16 protein-coding genes are annotated in these 19,812 nt (G+C 71.2%); 9 read left to right on the top strand and 7 right to left on the bottom strand.

The window, feature by feature from the left end; genetic code table 11:
- Positions 1–14: 14 nt before the first annotated feature.
- Positions 15–2,990: an FtsK/SpoIIIE domain-containing protein gene (locus tag RS86_RS19160; RefSeq protein WP_045273861.1), complete on the top strand. Its 2,976-nt coding sequence runs from the start codon at positions 15–17 to the stop codon at positions 2,988–2,990.
- Here RS86_RS19160 and ald read toward each other — a convergent pair.
- Together ald and RS86_RS19150 are read right to left on the bottom strand one after the other, a co-directional pair.
- The gene (ald, locus tag RS86_RS19155) at positions 2,962–4,077 is read right to left on the bottom strand and encodes an alanine dehydrogenase (protein WP_045273860.1); all 1,116 of its coding nucleotides are present in this window, start codon (positions 4,075–4,077) and stop codon (positions 2,962–2,964) included. The genes RS86_RS19160 and ald overlap by 29 nt on opposite strands.
- Positions 4,078–4,126: 49 nt before the next feature.
- Positions 4,127–5,149: an asparaginase gene (locus tag RS86_RS19150; RefSeq protein ID WP_045273991.1), complete on the bottom strand. Its 1,023-nt coding sequence runs from the start codon at positions 5,147–5,149 to the stop codon at positions 4,127–4,129.
- Between the two features lie 53 nt (positions 5,150–5,202).
- Between RS86_RS19150 and RS86_RS19145 the strand changes: the two genes are divergently transcribed.
- A complete protein-coding gene (locus RS86_RS19145) occupies positions 5,203–5,697 on the top strand; it encodes an OsmC family protein (RefSeq protein WP_045273859.1) in 495 nt (164 codons plus the stop codon).
- A 9-nt stretch (positions 5,698–5,706) separates the two neighbouring features.
- Here the strand turns inward: RS86_RS19145 and RS86_RS19140 are convergent, their stop codons facing one another.
- A complete protein-coding gene (locus tag RS86_RS19140) occupies positions 5,707–6,396 on the bottom strand; it encodes a lysophospholipid acyltransferase family protein (protein ID WP_082076919.1) in 690 nt (229 codons plus the stop codon).
- A gap of 261 nt (positions 6,397–6,657) precedes the next feature.
- Between RS86_RS19140 and RS86_RS19135 the strand changes: the two genes are divergently transcribed.
- The 3 genes from RS86_RS19135 to RS86_RS19125 all read left to right on the top strand — a co-directional run bounded on the left by RS86_RS19135 (position 6,658) and on the right by RS86_RS19125 (position 10,216).
- Positions 6,658–7,626, top strand: coding sequence for an FKBP-type peptidyl-prolyl cis-trans isomerase (locus tag RS86_RS19135; RefSeq protein ID WP_045273858.1), 969 nt, complete (start codon positions 6,658–6,660; stop codon positions 7,624–7,626).
- An 87-nt stretch (positions 7,627–7,713) separates the two neighbouring features.
- Positions 7,714–8,799 carry a 1-deoxy-D-xylulose-5-phosphate reductoisomerase gene (gene dxr / locus RS86_RS19130; protein WP_045273857.1) on the top strand — a complete coding sequence of 362 codons (1,086 nt, stop codon included), beginning with the start codon at positions 7,714–7,716 and terminating at the stop codon, positions 8,797–8,799.
- 85 nt (positions 8,800–8,884) lie between these two features.
- On the top strand, positions 8,885–10,216 hold the full coding sequence (locus RS86_RS19125; protein ID WP_045273856.1) for a M50 family metallopeptidase: 1,332 nt from the start codon (positions 8,885–8,887) through the stop codon (positions 10,214–10,216).
- Between the two features lie 4 nt (positions 10,217–10,220).
- On the opposite strand, the gene RS86_RS19120 is transcribed toward RS86_RS19125, so the two are convergent.
- On the bottom strand, positions 10,221–12,119 hold the full coding sequence (locus RS86_RS19120) for a chorismate-binding protein (RefSeq protein WP_045273855.1): 1,899 nt from the start codon (positions 12,117–12,119) through the stop codon (positions 10,221–10,223).
- Positions 12,120–12,301: 182 nt separating this feature from the next.
- On the opposite strand from RS86_RS19120, the gene ispG reads away from it, so the two are divergent.
- The 4 genes from ispG (at position 12,302) to RS86_RS19100 (ending at position 15,340) form a co-directional block, all read left to right on the top strand.
- Positions 12,302–13,453 carry a flavodoxin-dependent (E)-4-hydroxy-3-methylbut-2-enyl-diphosphate synthase gene (gene ispG, locus RS86_RS19115; protein ID WP_181158161.1) on the top strand — a complete coding sequence of 384 codons (1,152 nt, stop codon included), beginning with the start codon at positions 12,302–12,304 and terminating at the stop codon, positions 13,451–13,453.
- Positions 13,454–13,523: 70 nt separating this feature from the next.
- Positions 13,524–13,850: a hypothetical protein gene (locus tag RS86_RS19110; protein ID WP_045273853.1), complete on the top strand. Its 327-nt coding sequence runs from the start codon at positions 13,524–13,526 to the stop codon at positions 13,848–13,850.
- A gap of 37 nt (positions 13,851–13,887) precedes the next feature.
- Positions 13,888–14,748 (top strand): hypothetical protein, encoded by an 861-nt coding sequence (locus RS86_RS19105; protein ID WP_045273852.1) that lies wholly within the window; start codon positions 13,888–13,890, stop codon positions 14,746–14,748.
- 19 nt (positions 14,749–14,767) lie between these two features.
- Positions 14,768–15,340, top strand: coding sequence for a nitroreductase family protein (locus RS86_RS19100; RefSeq protein WP_045273851.1), 573 nt, complete (start codon positions 14,768–14,770; stop codon positions 15,338–15,340).
- 18 nt (positions 15,341–15,358) lie between these two features.
- On the opposite strand, the gene RS86_RS19095 is transcribed toward RS86_RS19100, so the two are convergent.
- The 3 genes from RS86_RS19095 to RS86_RS19085 form a co-directional block, all read right to left on the bottom strand.
- The gene (locus RS86_RS19095; RefSeq protein ID WP_045273850.1) at positions 15,359–16,876 is read right to left on the bottom strand and encodes an HNH endonuclease signature motif containing protein; all 1,518 of its coding nucleotides are present in this window, start codon (positions 16,874–16,876) and stop codon (positions 15,359–15,361) included.
- A 130-nt stretch (positions 16,877–17,006) separates the two neighbouring features.
- Positions 17,007–18,359, bottom strand: a complete 1,353-nt coding sequence (locus RS86_RS19090; RefSeq protein WP_052680390.1) for an erythromycin esterase family protein — start codon at positions 18,357–18,359, stop codon at positions 17,007–17,009.
- Positions 18,346–19,764, bottom strand: a complete 1,419-nt coding sequence (locus RS86_RS19085; protein WP_045273849.1) for an RNB domain-containing ribonuclease — start codon at positions 19,762–19,764, stop codon at positions 18,346–18,348. The genes RS86_RS19090 and RS86_RS19085 overlap by 14 nt, the downstream gene beginning before the upstream one ends.
- Positions 19,765–19,812: the final 48 nt, after the last annotated feature.

Below are 19,812 nucleotides of genomic sequence, written 5' to 3'. Positions count from 1 at the left end.
GGTGGGATGGCGGGATGGATCCCGCCGAGACGATCGTCCTCCCCGCCGTCGCTGTGGCTCCGCCGCGCGGCCCGCTCCCTCTGCTGGCTGCGATCGTCCCGGTGGTCTCCGGCGTCGTCCTCTTCGCCGTCACCGGCTCGCCGCTGTCCTTGAGCTTCGCCGCGCTCGGACCCGTCATGATCCTCGCCTCGTTCCTGGACGGGGTTCGCCAGCGGCGCCGTGCCGTCCGCGTCGCGCGAGCCGACGAGGCGAGGGCGTGGGCGCAGGTCGAACGGGTCGTGGCCGAACACGAGGCGACCGAGCGCGGGCGTCGACTGCGGGCGACGCCGGATCTCGCCGCCTGCCTGACGGATCCGCCGACGCGCCCGGTCGCCCTCGCGGAGACCGTCGAGATCGCGGTGGGTCGAGGAGAGGGGTCCTCGTCGCTGCGGTTCAGCGGCGGTGGAGAACGGGCCGATGCGTTCCGCGGCCGGCATCGGCGTCTGCCGGGAGTGCCCGTGACGGTGCTTCTCTCCGCCGGCCTCTGCGTGCGAGGCCCGGCGCCGATCGCCGCGGCTGTGGCGAGAGCGCTGGTGCTGCAACTGTGTCTTCGGCACGCGAGCGGCGCGATCCGACTCGAGGGCGATGGCGTCGCCGCGCTCGGGCTGGACGAACTGCCGCAGGCCCGTCTCAGCCCGCACGGCTCTGGCGCCGTGCATGTCGGCGCGCAGCGAACTGCGCCCTTCGGACCCAGACTCTGCCTCATCGCCGCCGGGACATCGCCGCCGGTGGGCTATCACGCGGTGCTCGACGTCGCCGAGCCCGGTTCCGCTCTGCTGAGCACTCCGGAGGGCACTCGCGGCTGTCGTGCAGAGGGCGTCTCGCGCGAACAGGCGGAAGCGATCGTGCATCGCCTGGCGCGGGAACAGGGGGAGGAGGAGACGATCCCTGCGGCGGTGGCGCTGCGCGACGTGCTGCCGCTCACGTCGGACGGAGAATCGGGCGGCGGTGCCGGACCTCGTCCTGCGGTCGCGGAGGGCTTGTGGACGGGGATCGGGCGGGATGCCGCCGGGCTCGTCGCACTCGATCTCGTCGACGACGGGCCGCATGCGCTCGTCACCGGCGTCACCGGAGCGGGCAAGAGCGAACTCCTGGTGAGCTGGGTCGCGGCGCTGGCCGCCGCGCACTCCCCGGAGCAGGTGGGATTCGTGCTGGCCGATTTCAAGGGCGGCACGGCCTTCGAACGGCTGCGCGTGCTGCCGCACGTCGCCGCCGTGATCACCGACCTCGACGCCGCGGGAGCCGAACGCGGCGTGCGGAGCCTGCGAGCCGAGCTGCGGCGCAGGGAGGGCATCCTCGCGGGGGTCGGGGCCCGCGATGTTGCGGAGACCGGGGGAGCGCTCGGCCGTCTGGTGATCGTCGTCGACGAGTTCGCGGCACTGCTGCAGGAGCATCCGGATCTGGCGGCCGTGTTCACGGACATCGCCGCCCGCGGGCGCGCGCTCGGCGTGCACCTGATCCTCGGCACGCAGCGCGCCACCGGGGTGATCCGCGATGCGCTGGCGGCGAACTGCCCGCTCCGGATCGCCTTGCGCGTCACGGATCCGGCGGACAGCAGGGCGATGATCGGCAGCGACGCGGCGGCCCGGCTGCCGGGCGACACCGGAGGGCGCGGCCTCGCGTACCTGCTCCGCCCTCAGGACGCGGCTCCGTCTGCGTTCCGCGTCGCGCGGACCGGCGCGGAGGACCTCGCGGAGCTCTCGAGCCGCTGGCGCAGCGCGCCGCGCGTGCCGAGCCCCTGGCAGCCAACCCTGCCGCGGCGGCTGGGTCGGGACGCCCTGCCTGCGGCACGGCCCGGGGAGATCGTGCTCGGGCTCGCAGACGAGCCGGAGCAGCAGCGGCAGACGCCGCGCACGCTCCGCCTCGGCGAGGACCGAGGGCTCACGGTGTTCGGCGGGCCGGGGAGCGGGAAGAGCAGCGTCCTGCGGGCGGCCGTTGCGCAGGCGCCGGACGGGGTGCTGCTGTCCTCGGACCCCGAGCAGGCGTGGTCGGTGATCGACGAGATCGCGGAAGGGTATCGTCTCGTGCCGACGCTGCTGGCGGTCGACGATGTGGACCGGCGCCTCGCGGCCTTCCCACTCGAGTACGCCTCCGCCTGGGCGGAGCGGCTGCAGCGTGTCGTCCGCCTCGCCGCGGAGCACGGCACGGTGCTCCTCAGCGCCTCACGGTGCACAGGCCAGGTCGCCGTCCTCGCGGATCTGCTGCCGGAGCGCGCCCTGCTGTGCGCCCCGAGCCGCGCAGAGCACCTCACCGCCGGAGGCGAGCCCGGAGCATACGATCCCGACCGTCCACCGGGGCGCGCTCGACTGGGCGGCGCGGAGGTGCAGTTCGTGCTGCCGGAAGCGGAGAGCAGGGAGGCCACTTCTCCGGCACTGCGGCGCCGCGGCGCGACCCCTCGCGCTGGCACCCCGCAGTGGGAGCCGCGCGCGCCGCTCGTCGGCGTGGTGAGTACGGTGCCGTCGCGCACGGCGGACGCACTCGCCGCGCGCTTCGGACGCGCCGCGGTGCAGATGCTCGGGGAGGGAGGCCCGCTCGTGCTGCCGGGTGGGGCGGGGCTGACCGGCGGCGCGGCGGAGGACGGAGGGATCCGCGCGGACGGCGGGACGGACATCGGGACGGCCGGCGCGACGGCCTGCGGGACGGACGAACGGAGAGGGCGCTCCGCGCATCGGGAACGGGAGCCGGCGGGTCTCCTCGTGCTGGTCGGCGACGGCGATGCCTGGCAGCGTCAGTTCGCGCTCTGGCAGCGGGTCGTCCGCGCCGGCGAGGTCGTGGTGCTCGCCGAAGCCGCACGGGACCTGCGTCTGCTCGCCGGCGTCCGCGAACTGCCGCCCTATGCGGCGCCGCACGCGGGGCGGGCGTGGACCATCGATCAGGACGGCCGACCGTCCAGGGTGATCCTGCCCGCCCCGCGGGGCGGACTCAGTCCAGCAGCTCGTCCAGCGGCGTGAGGGGCAGGTCGTGCGCGGTGGCCACGCCGGCGCTGGCGATCTTGCCGCCGGTCACGTTGAGACCGCCGGCGAGAGCGGCATCTGCGCGCAGCGCCGCCTGCCAGCCGCGCCCCGCGATCTGCCTCACGTACGGCAGGGTCGCATTGGTGAGCGCCGAGGTGGACGTGTTCGGCACAGCGCCCGGCATATTCGCCACGCAGTAGAACACGGTGTCGTGCACGCGGAACGTGGGGTCGTCATGCGTGGTCGGGTGCGTGTCCTCGAAGCAGCCGCCCTGGTCCACCGCGATGTCCACGAGCACGCTGCCGGGACGCATCTCGGCGACCATGTCGTTCGTGACCAGCTTCGGCGCCTTCGCACCCGGGATCAGCACCGATCCGATGACGAGGTCCGAGTTCACGACCGCACGACGCAGATCGAGCGGGTTCGACGCCGCCGTCTTCACCCGGCCGCCGAAGAAGTCGTCGAGGTAGCGCAGCCGGGCGATGTTGGTGTCGAAGATGGTCACATCCGCGCCCATGCCCGCCGCGATCACGGCGGCGTTCGCACCCGCGACGCCGCCGCCGATCACCGTCACGGTGGCGGGGCGCGTTCCGGGGACGCCCGACATCAGCAGGCCGAGGCCGCCGTGCGAGCGCATCAGGGTGTTCGCGCCGACCAGTGGCGCGAGACGGCCCGCGACCTCGCTCATCGGGGCGAGCAGCGGCAGCGCGCCAGAGGCCAGCTGCACGGTCTCGTAGGCGATCGCGGTCATACCCGACTCGGCGAGCCGGTCGGTGAGCGGGCGGTCGGCGGCGAGGTGCAGATACGTGAACAGCACCAGGTCGCTGCGGAAGCGGTGGTACTCGCTGGCGATCGGCTCCTTCACCTTCAGCACCAGCTCGGCGCGGGCCCAGACCTCGTCGGCGTCGTCGAGCATCGTCGCTCCCGCCTCCACGTAGTCGGCATCCGACATCGAGGAGCCGGCACCGGCGCCGGACTGCACGAAGACCTCATGACCGGCCTGCACGAGATCGTGCACGCCGGCGGGCGTGAGGGCGACGCGGAACTCGTTGTTCTTCACCTCGCTGGGGACAGAGATCCTCATCGTGGCTCCTTTCCTTCCCTATGACGGGTACGGCCCCTTTTGGGGGCGCTCAGATTCCGGCGCCGGGGCGGATGGCCCCCACGCCGCTGCCGCCTCCGAGGACGGCAAGTGGAAGGGCCGAGGCGAGGCTTTCCACCTGCGCGTCGGTCAGCGCGCCCGCACGGGCGAGCAGAGTGGCGGCGACGATCGTCGCCGCGCGGCCGGAGCCGTCGAGCATCTTCAGGGCGACCGTGGCACCGTTCGGGGCGACCATCACCATCACGCCCTCCGCGCCGTGCTTCGCGAACACGCCGAGCTTCTCGATCGCGATGGTGTCGGGGCGGCCTGGACCTTCGATCGTCCACGGGTTCTCCCGCACCGTGCGCACCAGTGCGCCGGCGACGCGGTGCAGCGCGAACGGAGAGCGCTCCGAGGCGGTGCCGATGCGATGCACGGCCCTGGCGAGACCGGTGAGCGTGATGGCGTGTACGGGGGCGCCGCAGCCGTCGATGGCCGTGGCCGCGATGCGCTCGCCGCTGAGCCGCTCCACGACGTCCTTGATGTGCACCTGCAGGGGATGATCCAGGTCGAGGTAGCCGGCGGTCGGCCAGCCGTTCGCGATGCAGGCGCGCAGCATCGTGGCGTGCTTGCCGGAGCAGTTCATCCGGATGCGCGCCTTGCCGGCGTGATCGCGCACGAGCTCGTCCCTGGTCGCCGAATCGCCGGGCCAGTCCGCGGGGCAGCCCAGGTCGTCCTCGGTGAGTCCGCCCGCCGCGAGGATCTCGCGCACCACGGCGACGTGCCGGTCGGTGCCGTTGTGGCTCGCCGTGGCGAGTCCGAGCTGCTCGCCCTCGAGCGGGGCGCCGGCGGTGAGGCACGCGATCGCCTGCAGCGGCTTCAGACTGGAGCGGGGCAGCACCAGCGCGTCGGAGTTGCCGTGGCGGACCACGACCTCGCCCTCCGGGGAGAGCACGACGGCTGCTCCGATGTGGCGGGATTCGATGAATCCGTTCCGTTCGACGACGGCGAGTTCCACGGCATCCTGGACGGTCAGAGTCTGCACCACGAGTGCCAGCCTAGTGGGCGCGCGCATGGCCGACAGGCGCATTTCGACCCTGGCGGGCGGGATCCTGGCACGATGGATCCATGACCCTCGGCACGCATCACTACGCCCTCCGCACCACCTGGACAGGGAACAGGGGCACCGGTACCTCGGGCTATCGCGATTACGACCGCGCGAGCACGGTCAGCGTCGAGGGCAAACCGGATCTGCTGGCATCCTCCGACAAGCCTTTCCGCGGGGATCCCACCCGCTGGAACCCCGAGGACATGCTGCTCGCGGCGCTCAGCGAGTGCCATCTGCTGAGCTATCTGCACGCCTGTGTGACGGCGGGTGTCGTCGTCGTCGACTACCGCGACGAGGCCACCGGCACGATGCAGGAGGACGGGCGCGGAGGCGGCGCCTTCACCGAGGTGACGCTGCATCCGGTGGTGACCATCGCCGAGGAGTCCATGCGCGCGGCCGCCGAGGCCGCGCATGCGCAGGCCAACGCCTGGTGCTTCATCGCGAACTCGGTGTCGTTCCCGGTGCACCACGAGGCGACGATCCTGGTCGCGGATCCGGTCGTGCACAGGGCGTGATCCGCGCGGTCAGCGCCGCTCGTGGGGCAGGGCCTGCTTGATCTTCTCGATCGTGCCCTGCGCCGGCACCTCGTTGTAGACGCCGGCGAGCTCCTGCTCGCTCAGCGCGTGGATCGCCGCCATGATCTCGTCGGTCGCGCCGCGGCGGGCGCGGCCGGAGTTCGCGGCGCCGTGATGCGAGAGGTCGAGCGGCTCGCCGAAGCGGATCGTGACCTTCGAGCCGATCTTGGGCATGCTCGCGCCGACGGGCATCGCCTTGTCGGTGCCGATCACGCCGACCGGCACGACCTTCGCGCCCGTCTGCAGGGCGAGGAAGGCGACGCCCGTGCGTCCCTTGTAGAGGCGGCCGTCGGTCGACCGCGTGCCCTCGGGGTAGAGAGCGACCGCGAGTCCCTGGTCCAGCAGCTTCCGCTGCGCGTCCAGCGCGTCCAGCGCCGCCTGCCCCGCGCCCCGGCGCACCGGGATCGCGCCGACCGCGCGCATGAAGTTCGCCACGAAGCGGCCCTTGAGACTCGTGCCCTCGAAGTAGCTCGACTTCGCGAGGAAGTGCACGCGGCGGGGCGCTGCGACGGGGATCGCGATCGAGTCGATGAAGGAGAGGTGGTTCGACGCGATGATGATCGGCCCGTCCATCGGCACGTTCGCGCGGCCCTCGATACGAGGGCGGTAGATGAGCCGCGTGAGCGGGATCAGGATCATCCGGCCGAGCAGGTAGGTCGCCCCGGCCCGATGCAGTTCTTCGTCTTCGGCCTGGTGCTGATCCGCGACGGCTTCGTCGCGAGCCGCAGACGCTGCGGGTTCGGGTTCCGGGGTCACCAGACAAGGCTAGATCAGGATCCATTCCGCGATCGGAATGGGCTCGCGTGGCGGAGCGGCGGGGCGGATCTCCCCGCCTCCCAGCGGCGGCAAAGCCCGATAGGGCAGGATAGGCGGGTTCGTCTCTACGTCTCGAGGTCCTCCGTGCGCATCCGCCTTGCCGCTGCTCTCTCCGCCGTCGCAGCGACGGCACTCCTGATCTCCGGCTGCGCCGGCGCCGGGAACCCCTCCGCTTCGCCGTCCCCGTCCGCGTCGTCGTCGTGCCTGCTCGACGCAAAGCCGGGCAAGACCTCCGACGCCGTCAAGGTCGAGGGCGAGGGCAAGGACCTGAAGGTCACGGTGCCGTCTGGCACGGACGTCGATGCCGCCGCCTCCGTCGAGCGCACGATCGTGAAGAAGGGCGACGGCGAGGAAGTGAAGTCCGGCGACCTCGTCTCCGCGCAGTACCGGATCGTCAACGCGGCCGACAACACCGTGCTCGACTCCAGCGCGCGTCAGGCGGACGACCAGCTGCCGGTGCTTCTGGATCCGCAGCAGCAGTCGCTCTTCGTCGTTGCGCTCGGCTGCCAGCCCCTCGGCTCCTCGGTCGTGATGGCGGTCCCCGGCAAGATGTTCGGCGACGGCGGCAAGGCCGTCGTCGTCTACGCCCAGTCGATCAAGAAGCTGCCGACGGTCGCCACGGGCAAGGACGTGGCTCCGGTCGACGGAATGCCCGGCGTCAAGCTCGCCAAGGACGGCGCGCCTGAGATCACGATCCCGAAGGCCGACCCGCCGACCGAGACGAAGATCGCCCAGCTGAAGCAGGGCGATGGGCCGACCGTGGCCAGCGGCGACCAGGCCATCGTGCAGTACCGCGGCGTGACCTGGGCCGACGGCAAGGAGTTCGACTCCAGCTGGAAGCGCGGCACCCCCGCGCAGTTCCCGACGACCGGTGTCGTCGCGGGCTTCAAGAAGGCGCTCGAGGGTCAGAAGGTGGGCTCGCAGGTGCTGGTCGTGATCCCGCCGGCCGACGGCTACGGCGCCCAGGCCTCCGGATCCATCCCCGCCAACTCGACGCTCGTGTTCGTGATCGACATCCTCGGCACGGTTCCGGCGGCGACGCCGGCGCAGTGACCGCTTCCTGACCTGATCGGGGCCCGCCACGTCGCGCGACGTGGCGGGCCCCGTTTCGTTCGAGGGCATACGGCCTAGGCTGAGGCCATGCGTCGCGTCCTCGTCCTCGGCTCCACCGGCTCCATCGGCACTCAGGCTCTCGACGTGATCAGGGCGAATCCGGATCGCTTCGAGCTGGTCGGGCTCGCCGCGGGCACGCAGGCGGAGCTGCTGCAGCAGCAGGCCGAGGAGTTCGGCGTGGAGGACACGGCTCTCGGCGCCGACGAGGCAGAACAGCTGGTCCGCGACGTCGAGGCCGACGTGGTGCTCAACGCGATCACCGGATCCATCGGGCTCGGGTCGACCCTCGCCGCGCTGAAGGCCGGCCGCACTCTGGCGCTCGCCAACAAGGAGTCGCTGATCGTCGGGGGCTCCCTCGTGACCGCGCTCGCCGCACCCGGCCAGATCGTGCCCGTCGACTCCGAGCACTCCGCGCTCGCGCAGGCGCTGCGTTCCGGGACGAAGCAGGAGGTCCGCAGGCTCGTCGTGACCGCGTCCGGAGGGCCTTTCCGCGGCCGGTCCCGCGAGGAGATGGCCGCGGTCACCCCCGCGGAGGCGCTCGCGCACCCCACCTGGGACATGGGACGCATGGTCACCACGAACTCGGCGACGCTGGTGAACAAGGGCCTCGAGGTCATCGAGGCGCACCTGCTGTTCGACGTGGACTACGAGCGGATCGAGGTCGTCGTGCATCCGCAGTCGATCGTGCACTCGATGGTGGAGTTCGTGGACGGATCCACGATCGCGCAGGCATCCCCGCCCGACATGCGCCTGCCCATCTCGCTGGGGCTGGATTGGCCGAATCGTGTGGGCGGCGTCGGACGGCCGATCGACTGGACCAAGGCCGCGAGCTGGACTTTCGAACCCCTCGACAACGCGGCCTTCCCGTCGGTCGCCCTGGCGAAGCACGTCGGCCGCGCCGGGCGCACCTTCCCGGCCGTCTACAACGCCGCGAACGAGCAGGCCGTGAACGCGTTCCACGAGGGGCGGCTGAGCTTCCTCGCGATCGTCGACACGATCCAGCGCGTCGTCGACGCCCACGAGCCGCCCGACGAGCTCACGGTCGAGTCCCTGGCCGCCGCCGAGGCATGGGCCCGGGCGACCGCAGACCGGATGATCGCCGCCCAGGCGTGAGGCACCGGACCGGATCCGCTGGATCCTGGCGAGTGCACAGCTCCGGCACGGCCGTTTCCTAGCCCGGCACCGGTAACGTGGCGGGGTGGAGATCCTGCTATACATCGGCGGCCTGCTGTTCGTGCTGGTCGGGCTCGGTGTCTCGATCGCCCTGCACGAGCTCGGGCATCTCGTTCCCGCCAAGCTGTTCGGCGTGCACGTCGGTCAGTACATGATCGGCTTCGGGCCGCGGCTCTTCTCGAAGAAGATCGGCGAGACCGAGTACGGCGTCAAGGCGCTGCCGATCGGCGGCTTCATCTCCATGTCCGGCATGTACCCGCCTTCGCCCGGCGATCAGGGCGACGACGGAGGGCGGAGCCGATCGCGCGGCGCCTTCCGCACCCTCATCCAGGACGCGAGGGCCGCGAACGACGAGACGATCGACCCCGAGCGCGCGAGCCGCGTCTTCTACCTGCTGCCGGTGTGGAAGCGGGTCATCGTCATGTTCGGCGGCCCGTTCATGAACCTGGTCCTCGCGGTCGTCACGTTCACGGTGCTGCTGAGCGGCATCGGGCTGCAGCAGGGCACGACCACGATCGCCTCGGTCTCGGAGTGCGTGCTGCCCGCCGGATCCACGCAGACCTCGTGCTCCGCATCGGATCCGGTGGCCCCCGCGGCGCAGGCCGGCGTGAAGCCGGGGGACAGGATCGTCTCGGTCGACGGGAAGGTCGTCAGCACCTTCGCCGAGGCCAGCGCGATCATCCAGGCCTCGCCAGGCAAGGCCCTCCCGCTCGTCGTCGAGCGCGACGGATCCCGGCTCACGCTGCAGCTGACCCCTGTCGCCGCCCAGCGGCAGGAGGCGGATGCCAACGGGCGCGCGGTCGTGGACGACAAGGGCAATGCGGTGATGCACACGGTCGGCTACGCCGGAGTCGGCGCGCAGCTCGCCTACGTGCAGCAGCCGCTGTCCGCCGGTTTCGATCAGGCGATGGCGAACACCGGATCCGTCGTGCAGCTCATCGGCAACCTGCCGGTGCGGCTGTGGGACGTGGGCGTCTCACTCGTCACCGGCACCCCGCGGGATCCGAACGGGCCGCTCAGCGTGATCGGCGTCGGCCGCATCGCCGGCGAGGTGGCCGCGGCCGATGCGCCGCTGCTGAACCGCTTCGCCGTGCTGCTGAGCCTCATGGGCTCGCTGAACATCGCGCTGTTCGTGTTCAACCTGATCCCGCTGCTGCCCCTCGACGGCGGGCACATCGTGGTCGCGCTGTGGGACGGGTTGAAGCGCGCCTGGGCCAAGGTGGCCGGGCGTCCGAAGCCCAAGCCCGTCGACGCCACCCGGCTCGTGCCGTTGACGATCGTCGTGGCCGCGCTGCTCGTCGGCATGGGCGGCCTGCTGCTCGTCGCCGACCTGTTCAACCCGGTGTCGATCGGCTGAGTCTTCAGCTCAGGGCGTGTCCGACCAGGCGTTCCAGGGTCGTCATGCCGTCGCGGGACAGGATCGACTCCAGGTGGCCCTGCACGGAGGCGAACGCCGGGCCGCGCAGCGCGTAGACGTCGCCTGAGGCGGCGTCGGCGGACACCTCGGCGACGCCGGCTTCCGTCGTACCGGGGGCGACGCGCGCCGTGAACGTGTTGTAGAAGCCGATGGAGGCGTCCTCGCCGAACACCGGCACCGCCTTCTGCAGACCCTGGTGCGGACTGGCGAGCGGCGCCAGCTCGATCCCGAGCGAGTCCGCGAGGATCTGGTGGCTGAGGCACACCGCGAGCAACGGGCGCGCCGTCTCGCGGCGGCGTGCCACGAGCGCGCGCATCCGGGCGATGCGCGGCGAGGAGTCGTCCCTGGGGTCGCCGGGGCCGGGGCCGGCGATGAGCAGGTCGGCGGCGTCGATCTCGGCGTCGTCGGCCTCCGCCCACGGCTGGATCCGCACCTCGAGTCCGAGGTGGCGCAACTGGTGCGCGAGCATCGTGGTGAAGCGGTCCTCGGCGTCCACGACCACGGCCGTGCGCCCGGCGAAGGGCGAAGCCGTCGACGCCTCGGTGCCGCCGTCCTGCGGGTTGATCCAGAACTCGGCGAGGCGGGCGTTGCGAGAGGCGAGCAGAGCCTGGATCGCGGGATCGTCGGCCGGGGTCGCCCCGGACCCGGGCGCATCGGCATCCTCACGGGCCTCGGCGGCAGTGTCGCGCGCGACGGCGCCGATCGCACCCAGCACGCCCGCGGCCTTGCCGTGGGTCTCGCCGACCTCGCCGGCCGGATCGGAGTGGCGCACGAGCGTGGCGCCGACCGGCACGCTGACCTCGCCGTCCTTGAGGTACACGGTCCGGATGAGGATCGGCGCGTCCAGGTCGTGGCCGCCTGCGTCGTTCGGCGTGAAGAGCGCCGCCACGCCGGAGTAGTAGCCACGAGGCTTGCGCTCGTGCCGGCGGATCACCGTGCACGCGTTCTGCATCGGAGATCCGGTCACGGTCGGCGCGAACATGGTCTCGCGCAGGATGTCGCGCGGATCCAGCCGGCTGCTGCCGCGGAGCATGTACTCGGTGTGCGTGAGTCGCGACATCTGCTTGAGGTGCGGGCCGGTGATCCGACCGCCGTCGGAGCAGACGGCGCTCATCATCTTGAGCTCCTCGTCGACCACCATGAACAGTTCCTCGGTCTCCTTCGTCGAGGAGAGGAACTCGCCCAGCGCCGCCGTGGTCGACCCGCCCGCGGGGTGTCGGAACGTGCCGGAGATGGGGTTCATGGTCACGACGCCGCCCTGGGCGACGACGTGCGCCTCGGGGCTCGCGCCGACCGCGACCACGCCGGGGGTGACGACCGCGAACGTCCAGTACGCGCCGCGCTCGTGCTCCAGCAGTGCTCGGAACCAGGTGAGCGCCGCCGTGCGCTCCGCGTCAGGGACCGTCGTGTCGATGCGGGCGGTGTAGTCGCGGCGGATCACGAAGTTCGCACCCTCGCCGCGCCCGATCTCGTCGGCGATCACGCGCTCGACGATCGTGGCGTACTCCTCGTCGCTGAGGTCGAAGCCGCCGTCGTGCAGCGGGATCGGATCCGCGGGCAGCGCCGCGCGCACCTCGTCCGCGGGCAGGTGCAGGTGCTCGTCCACGATCAGGCAGCGCAGCGGGGCGCCGTCGTCCTGCGCCTCGAAGCCGCGCTCGCGGACCTGGCGATAGGGGACGAGCGAGAACACCTCGCGGCGCTCGCCGCCGGTGCCCAGGGGGATGTCGGCGAGGTTCGTCACGTCGACGATCTCGCCGGTGAGCAGCTCGACGTTGTCCGAGCCCTCACGGGCGAGCAGGACGAAGGACGAATCGAGGGCGTGGATCCGGTCGGCGGTGGTCATTGAGGGTTCTCCTGAAAGAGGGATCCGACGCGGCAGAAACGACAAGACCGCCCCGGAAGGCGGTCTGGATCGTGGGTCGCGAACTCTCCGCCTAAGAGGCGGGCCACCAAGAGCGGTTCACGGACATGCGCCGAAACTACCACACGGATCCTGTCCAGCTGCGCACGGGTACCCTGGATGACGTGCCAGCTGTGAACCTGGGGATGCCCCGGATCCCCGACGTCCTCGCCCCGCGACGCAAGAGCCGCCAGATCAAGGTCGGCAAGGTGCTCGTCGGCGGCGGTGCTCCCGTCAGCGTGCAGTCGATGACGACCACGAAGACCACCGATATCAACGGGACGCTGCAGCAGATCGCCGAGCTCACGGCCTCCGGCTGCGAGATCGTGCGCGTGGCGGTGCCGTCGCAGGACGATGCCGACGTGCTGCACATCATCGCGAAGAAGAGCCAGATCCCGGTCATCGCGGACATCCACTTCCAGCCGAAGTACGTGTTCCAGGCGATCGATGCCGGCTGTGCTGCGGTGCGCGTGAACCCGGGCAACATCCGCAAGTTCGACGATCAGGTCGGCGCGATCGCGAAGGCCGCGAAGGATGCGGGCGTCTCGTTGCGCATCGGCGTGAACGCGGGCTCGCTCGACCCGCGCCTGCTCGAGAAGTACGGCAAGGCCACTCCCGAGGCGCTCGCCGAGAGCGCGCGCTGGGAGGCGTCGCTGTTCGAGGAGCACGACTTCCATGACTTCAAGATCTCGGTCAAGCACAACGACCCCGTCGTCATGGTGAAGGCCTACCGTCTGCTCGCCGCGATGGGCGACTGGCCGCTGCACCTCGGCGTGACCGAGGCTGGTCCGGCGTTCCAGGGCACGATCAAGTCGGCGACCGCCTTCGGGATCCTGCTCGGCGAGGGCATCGGCGACACGATCCGCGTCTCGCTGTCCGCGCCTCCCGCCGAGGAGGTCAAGGTCGGTCACCAGATCCTGCAGTCGCTGAACCTGCGCGAGCGCAAGCTCGAGATCGTGTCCTGCCCCTCCTGCGGGCGGGCGCAGGTCGACGTCTACACGCTCGCCGAGAACGTCACCGAGGGCCTCAAGGACATGACCGTGCCGCTGCGCGTGGCCGTCATGGGCTGTGTCGTGAACGGTCCTGGCGAGGCCCGCGAGGCCGACCTCGGCGTCGCCTCCGGCAACGGCAAGGGGCAGATCTTCGTCAAGGGCGAGGTCATCAAGACCGTGCCAGAGGAAGACATCGTCGCGACCCTCATCGAGGAGGCGAACCGCATCGCCGACGAGATGGGTCCGAACGCGCCGCTCGGCACCGCGCAGGTCGTCACCAGCTGAGGGGCACCCCGTAGCGCGAGGCCTCTGCGGAGGGCCGCGTGACAGAGTGGGACCTTTCCGAGGAGGAATCATGAGCCAGCTTCCTGTTGCCGTGCAGCGCATGGTCGACGCCATCAACGATGCCGACACCGAGGCGTTCGTCGCCGCCTTCACGCCGGACGGTTTCGTCAGCGACTGGGGCACCGTCAAGGCGAGCCCCGAGGGCGTGCGCGCCTGGGCCGGGTCCGACGCGATCGGCGCCGGCGCCCGCATGACGGTTCTGTCCGCGGACACCGACGGCGACACGACCCGGATCCGCTTCGGCTGGCGCAGCAGCGTCTTCAGTGGCGAGTCGGACGGGACCTTCGTGGTCTCCGACGGCCTCCTGGCCAGCTTCACCATCCCGCCGTCGCACTGACGTCGCGGCGTTCCCCGTCACCTTGTCTGGAGTCTCCGTGTCGCACAGCACCGTCGTCACCTTCCCCTCGGGGTCCCTCGTCGAGTCGGCGCGCGTCGTGGGCGTGCATCCGGCGGAGGGCGGAGCGGTGGTCGTGCTGGACCGTACTCCGTTCCACCCCGTCGACCACATCTGGCCGGATCAGCCGGGCGATCGGGGTGCGCTGCGCGTGGATGACGTCGAGGTCGCGGTGACCGAAGCGGTCATGGCGGCGGTGAGCGACGAGGGCGAGGTCGCGGTCGGTGCGGACATCCCGGTCAAGCGCGGTGCCGAGGGCTGGACGTGGCTCGTCGGGCACCGGGTCGAGGCCGTTCCTTCGGCGCTCGCGGCGGGCGCCTCGGCCGAGGCGACGGTCGATGCGGAGCGTCGTGCGGGGCTGAGCCGCGGGCACACCGCCTGTCACCTCGCCTCGCTGGCTCTGGATCTCGCGGTCGCGGATCTGTGGCGCAAGGATCCCGGATCCGATGCACTCGGCACTCCCGATTTCGAGGGCCGCGCGAACCAGACGAGCTTCATCGACGAGGGCGGCTCGGTCGACGAGTACCGGCTCGGCAAGAGCCTGCGCAAGGCGGGGTTCGATACCGAGGGTTTCGCCGCGTCTCTGGCGGAACGCGAGGAGCGGATCAACGCGCAGCTCGCCGCCTGGGTGGCGTCCGGCGCATCGAGCCGGATCGAGGTCGACGGCGAGACGATCGTGGATCGCCGCCGCTGGGTGTGCGGGCTGCCCGAGGGCACCGCATCGATCCTCTGCGGCGGCACGCACGTGTCGTCGCTCGCGGAGTTCGCGTCGATCCGAGTGTCGCTGGATCTGACGGATCCGCAGCTGCTCGTCATGAAGACCTCGGCAGTGCCGGCGTAGTCCGCGCCAGACTGGACGTATGACGATCTGCGAGGTCCCGGCCGCTCCCGCTGTGCACCCGGCGCTGGCCGGCAGATTCAGTCCGGTGGGATTCGACCCGGAGTTCGAGATCGGCGCCGCGCACGTCGATTCGCTGCTGGATGCGGCGCGGATGGCGCCGTCTGCGGGGAACGGCCAGCCCTGGATGTTCCTCGTCGCTCGCCGGGGTGATGAGATCCACCGGCGGCTCGTGCCGCATCTCGCGCGGAGTTCATCGATGTGGGCGCCCGATGCGTCGCTGCTGGTGGTGAACTGCACGCAGGTGCTGGTCGAGGGGACCGCGGACTGGGCGTACTCGGAGTTCGCCGGCTACGACCTCGGCCAGGCCGTCGCCCACATGACTGTCCAGGGCCTTCATCTCGGACTCGACGCGCACCAATTCCGGGCATTCGATCGCGACGCGCTCGCCGCCGAGTTCCAGATCCCGCCTCATTGGGAGGCCACCACCATGACCGCGTTCGGTCGCGCCTCCCACGCCCCCGGGGACGTCTCGTCCGCGGGCACGAGTCGTGAGCGGGCCAGTCGTGACGAGATCACCTGGGCTCGCGACTGATCGCTTTCCGCGATCCCGTCATGCCGCCGCGCGGAATCGCTTCCGCCATGGTCGGACGCCCGCCCAGGCGTATCGGAGGGCAGGTCGGGGAGGGAGCGCGAAGGTCTGCCCGCGAGGGTGATGAAGGACGAAGTCTTCCTTCTCGTGACGGGTGATCCGCCAGCCGCCGTGGTGCAGTTGCATGTGATGGAACCTGCACAGCAGGATGCCGCGGTCGATGTCGGTCCGCCCGTCATCCTGGACCCACTCATCGAGGTGGCGTGCTTCGCCGAAGGACGCCGGCCGATCGCAGCCCGTCCATCGGCATCCACCGTCTCGGATGGCGAGCGCGACGCGCTGCTTGGGTGTGAAGAGGCGGTGTTCGCGGCCGACGTCGAGCGGGTTCCCACGGGAATCGACCGTGACCCTGACAGCGCCGACATCGCACGTCTGCTGCTGGGCGACCGCCGAGGGGAATGAGTGCAGGTGATCCTCCGCGTGTGCGATCGGATCTGCGATGCCCTCGCCGTTCACGACCTGCACGATGCGGACTCCCGCACGTCGCGCGCCGAACACGGCCGGGGCGTCGGCGAGGGCCCCGGTGCGGAGCAGATCGAGGAACAGGTCGTAGGTCAGCTGGTCGTTCGTGCGCGGATCGTCGGTCAGAGCCTTCGCGCGGGCCTTCTCCTCGGCGTCGACGAAGCGAGGGCCGCCGGTCCGCGGGCGCATGGCGTTGGCGATGATGGTGGTCGCCCACGCGTAGCCTTCGTCATCGAAGTCGATCGTGCCCCGCTTGTGACCGTCGTCCGTGGTCCACACGCGGAATGAGCGCCGCGAGTGCCGTTCCTGGAACCGTCGGCGCGCACCATCGGGATCGAGCCGGTCGCGGATCGAGCGAGCCGCGGAGCTCAGCATCTCAGGCGTGTCGTGCGCCGCCGCGCCGATGAGCTGATCTGCGGCCACCTCCCACAGCTCGCGCAGGAGCGCGTCGTGCTCGGTCTCGTCGCACTCGGACTCGTGCTCGGTCTGGTCGGAGCGTGGAGGATCTGCGAGCCCCTGACGGATCGCGTCGTGCTGCGCCGACGTGATCCGCCCGTCGAGCAGGGCGCGGTCGAGTTCGGTGTGCCAGGGCGTGATCGGCATATCCGCGCGAGTCGATTCGTCGTCCGAAGACGGGTCGCCGACGGCCGGGACGGAGGAAGCCGCCGCGACTGCAGAGGTGCGGAGCGACTCGCCGATGCGCACCTGCCGGCCGGCCTCGGCCCTCGTCGAGCCCGTGATCTCCTGCACGAGGGAGGCGACGTTCCTGTGTCCGCGGGACTGGGCGAGTCCGTTCTGCCCGGCTTCGCGGGAAGAACGAGCCGCGATGACGCCCGTGGCCGCCGCCCGGATCCTCTCCCCGTCCTGGACCAGCGCTGTCGCCGCCGTGAGCGCATCGACTGCTTGCGCGTCGTCGAGCCTCTCGATGAGCGGGATGAGATCGGTCGGTTCGAGGGCATCACCGAGCAGCGCGCGCAGGGCCTGAACCTGTGCCTCGATGTCGGTGAAAAGTTCCATGCTCCATTCTCTCGAACGCCGCAGACTTTGGGAGAGACGATCCAGGATCGGGGAAGAACTTCGAACGAGGGCCGACTGTGCGGATCGTTAGTGGAGCCTGCCGGTCGCGATCGGCATACATCGGCAACCCTCAGCGCCGATCGAGCCCGCGGTCGTCGATCCAGGTCCGCCAAGGGGTCACCGACCGGATGAAGGCCACCGCGTCGAACGCGTCGCGTGCGCGGCCCGGCTGGACCACGTCGCCGTTGTGCCATCCGGTCGTGACGTCGAGCGCGACGGCGGCCGCCTCCGGCGCGGTGCGCAGGTCGATGACGGCATCGTCGATGCCTGAACGCTCGAGCGCCGCGTCCAGGCTGGACGGATCGAGCGATGCGAGCGGCGCGACGAAGGGGCGGGAATGCCCCGGCGGATCCGCGGGGTCTGGGCGATGCAGCCATTGCTCGCCACCGCCGAACGCGGTCCCGATCACCACGAGGTCGTCGCCGAGCCTGTCCGCGAGGTGCCCGCCCATGGTCGTCATCGGATCCGGGACGAACGGGGGAGCGGAGAACGGGGTCCGCTGCACGTGGCCGTTGGCCGCCGAGACCACGATGCGGGGCTCCCGCTGCAGGACCCACTCCACGGTGTCGGCCATCCACGCGTCGCGGATGTTCGCGGCGGGCCAGGTGCGGGTGGGGCCCGCGGTCATCGCCTGCAGGAACGAATCGGCCGCCCGGGCGCTCTCGGCGGCGCGGATCGCGAAGTCCACCCGCTGCTCCGCTGCGGCATCACCGCCGAGCGCCACGATCTGCTCGCGCCGCCGTGCCCGGATGCGTGCGGCGAGATCGGCGATGCCGACCGTGATGACCCCGCGATCTGGCGCGGGCAGCGCCAGATACGCGCGGATGGAGGGTGCGGCCTGCGCCAGCCCTGTGCGGTCGTCGGGGAGATACCCGAACAGCGGCAGCAGCGTCTCTCGGATGTGCGCGGCGTAGTGCGGATCCGCCTCGTCGAGCACATCGAGCGCGGCGAGGATCCCCGGCAGCGCGCTCGCCGAGGAGTCGGGCAGATCCATCCCGTACCAGCGCGGGGCGGATCGCCCGGTCGCGGTGCGCTCGCGCATCCAGGTGAGCTGGTCGAGCATCTCCTGGCAGGCGCCGAAGCCGTAGGAGACCCCTTCGTGCAGGGTGTCCCGCAGGCCACCGCGCCCGGTGCGGATCCACTCGTCGACGCGCCTTCCCTCCGGGAGCCCGCTCTCCGTCACGAGGGCGGTGAAGCCGGCGCGCCGATGCAGGAACCGGAACACGCGGTCGCGCAGCGCGAAGAACTCGTGCACGCGGTGCATCGACTCGCCGATCGCGACCACGCGGGAATCGCCCACGATGCCGAGAAGCGGCTCGAGGTCCGCGTCGTCGTCCTCATCCGGATCGAGCGTGCGCAGGCGATGCGCGTGACTGCGGAGCCACGCGGTCAGGTCGTCCGCGGAGCCCTCAGACGACCGCAAAGGCCGCCTGCCCCTTCGCGACGTCGACGGAGTTCAGCACCACCTGGATGGTCGCGCCCGCCGCCGCCGAATTCGGCAGCGCCATCGAGGCGGTCACCGGCGGCTCCGTGATCTGCACGGTGCCGCGCTCGCCGTTGCGCCGGATCACGACCGCGGGGAAGGTCTCGCCGACGTGCGGCGCGAGCACGGCGGCCTCCACGAGGTCGAGCGTGCGCGAGTTCAGCGTGGAGGACCGCTGCGCCGCGGCGTGCATCAGGTCAGGAACCTGCTCCATGCTCTCGTGCACCCACGCGGGGATCTCCTCGCCGCGGCTCACCGCGAGCGAGATCGCGAGGGACCAGCGGTCCACGAGACGCCGCAGCGGAGCGGTGGCGTGGGCATAGGGCGCGGCGATCGCGGCCTGCGTCGTCTCGGCCGGGACCTGGCCGTCGAACGCGACGTAGCCGGCGCCGCGGAACAGCGCGGACGCGGCCTCCAGGATCGGCAGGGTGCGCTGGTCGTCCCGATCGAGGCCGCGCAGGTAGTCGCCGTAGCGGCCCGCCGTCCACGGCACGCCGAGCGCCTCGGTCTGCCGGCGGAAGGTGTCGAATGCGGCATCGTCGGGCTGCGGCATGGTCCGCAGGATGCCGACCTTCGCCTGCAGCATGAGCTGCGCCGCGGCCATGCCGGTCATGAGCGACAGCTGCGCGTTCCAGTCCTCGATCGGCAGGGGCGTGCGTCGCTCGATCGCATAAGTGCCGTCGTCCTTGCGCACGACCTCATCGTCGGGCAGGTTCAGGCTCGCACCGCCGCGCTGCGCCTCCTGCGCCAGACGCAGGCGCCCGACCTCAGGGAGGAGCGCGGCCGGGGTGTCCCTGCCGGCGTCGAGGTCCGCCTGGGCCGTGATGTAGTCCAGCTTCGCGCGGGAGCGGATCAGCGCACGTTCCAGCCGCGTGTCGGTGACGGTTCCGGTCGCGTCCAGGGCGAACGTCCACACGAGCGCGGGGCGGTCCTGATCCGGCAGCAGTGAGGCGCGATCCTCGCTGAGGACGGGCGGATGCAGCGGGATCGTGCCGTCGGCCGCGTACAGCGTCTCGCCGCGGCCGCGGGCAGCCTCGTCGAGTGCGCCGCCCGCCGTCACGAATGACGGGACATCCGCGATCGCATAGCGGACCGTGTAGCCGGATCCGCTCCTCTCGATCTGGAAGGCCTGATCGAGATCCATGGATCCGGCCGGGTCCAACGTGGCGAACGCGATGTGGCGCAGGTCCAGGTCCGGCACGGGCGCGGAGACCGACGCGGCCTCCGCGAGCGCCTCGGGTGAGAATTCCGCAGGAGCACCGATCTCGGTGCGCAGCGCCGCGAGCGCGGTGGCGAGCTCGCTCTGTGCGGCGGACGGGGCGACGTGCGATCGGCGCTGCGGCATGGGTTCAGCCTAGGCCGCCCCCGGATCCGGGCCGGGTATTAGCGTTGT

It is taken from the genome of Microbacterium azadirachtae, from assembly GCF_000956505.1.
Lineage (GTDB): Bacteria > Actinomycetota > Actinomycetes > Actinomycetales > Microbacteriaceae > Microbacterium > Microbacterium azadirachtae_A.
Note: the sequence above shows the minus strand (reverse complement) of the source record. Positions and strands in the feature narration are given on the sequence as shown.

What these genes read in the sequence shown, in the direction of transcription:
- RS86_RS19160 (WP_045273861.1), top strand. Translation starts at nt 15, where the DNA reads ATGGATCCCGCCGAGACGATCGTCCTCCCCGCCGTCGCTGTGGCTCCG.
- ald (WP_045273860.1), bottom strand. Translation starts at nt 4,077, where the DNA reads ATGAGGATCTCTGTCCCCAGCGAGGTGAAGAACAACGAGTTCCGCGTC.
- RS86_RS19150 (WP_045273991.1), bottom strand. Translation starts at nt 5,149, where the DNA reads ATGCGCGCGCCCACTAGGCTGGCACTCGTGGTGCAGACTCTGACCGTC.
- RS86_RS19145 (WP_045273859.1), top strand. Translation starts at nt 5,203, where the DNA reads ATGACCCTCGGCACGCATCACTACGCCCTCCGCACCACCTGGACAGGG.
- RS86_RS19140 (WP_082076919.1), bottom strand. Translation starts at nt 6,396, where the DNA reads ATGATCCTGATCCCGCTCACGCGGCTCATCTACCGCCCTCGTATCGAG.
- dxr (WP_045273857.1), top strand. Translation starts at nt 7,714, where the DNA reads ATGCGTCGCGTCCTCGTCCTCGGCTCCACCGGCTCCATCGGCACTCAG.
- RS86_RS19120 (WP_045273855.1), bottom strand. Translation starts at nt 12,119, where the DNA reads ATGACCACCGCCGACCGGATCCACGCCCTCGATTCGTCCTTCGTCCTG.
- RS86_RS19110 (WP_045273853.1), top strand. Translation starts at nt 13,524, where the DNA reads ATGAGCCAGCTTCCTGTTGCCGTGCAGCGCATGGTCGACGCCATCAAC.
- RS86_RS19100 (WP_045273851.1), top strand. Translation starts at nt 14,768, where the DNA reads ATGACGATCTGCGAGGTCCCGGCCGCTCCCGCTGTGCACCCGGCGCTG.
- RS86_RS19095 (WP_045273850.1), bottom strand. Translation starts at nt 16,876, where the DNA reads ATGGAACTTTTCACCGACATCGAGGCACAGGTTCAGGCCCTGCGCGCG.
- RS86_RS19085 (WP_045273849.1), bottom strand. Translation starts at nt 19,764, where the DNA reads ATGCCGCAGCGCCGATCGCACGTCGCCCCGTCCGCCGCACAGAGCGAG.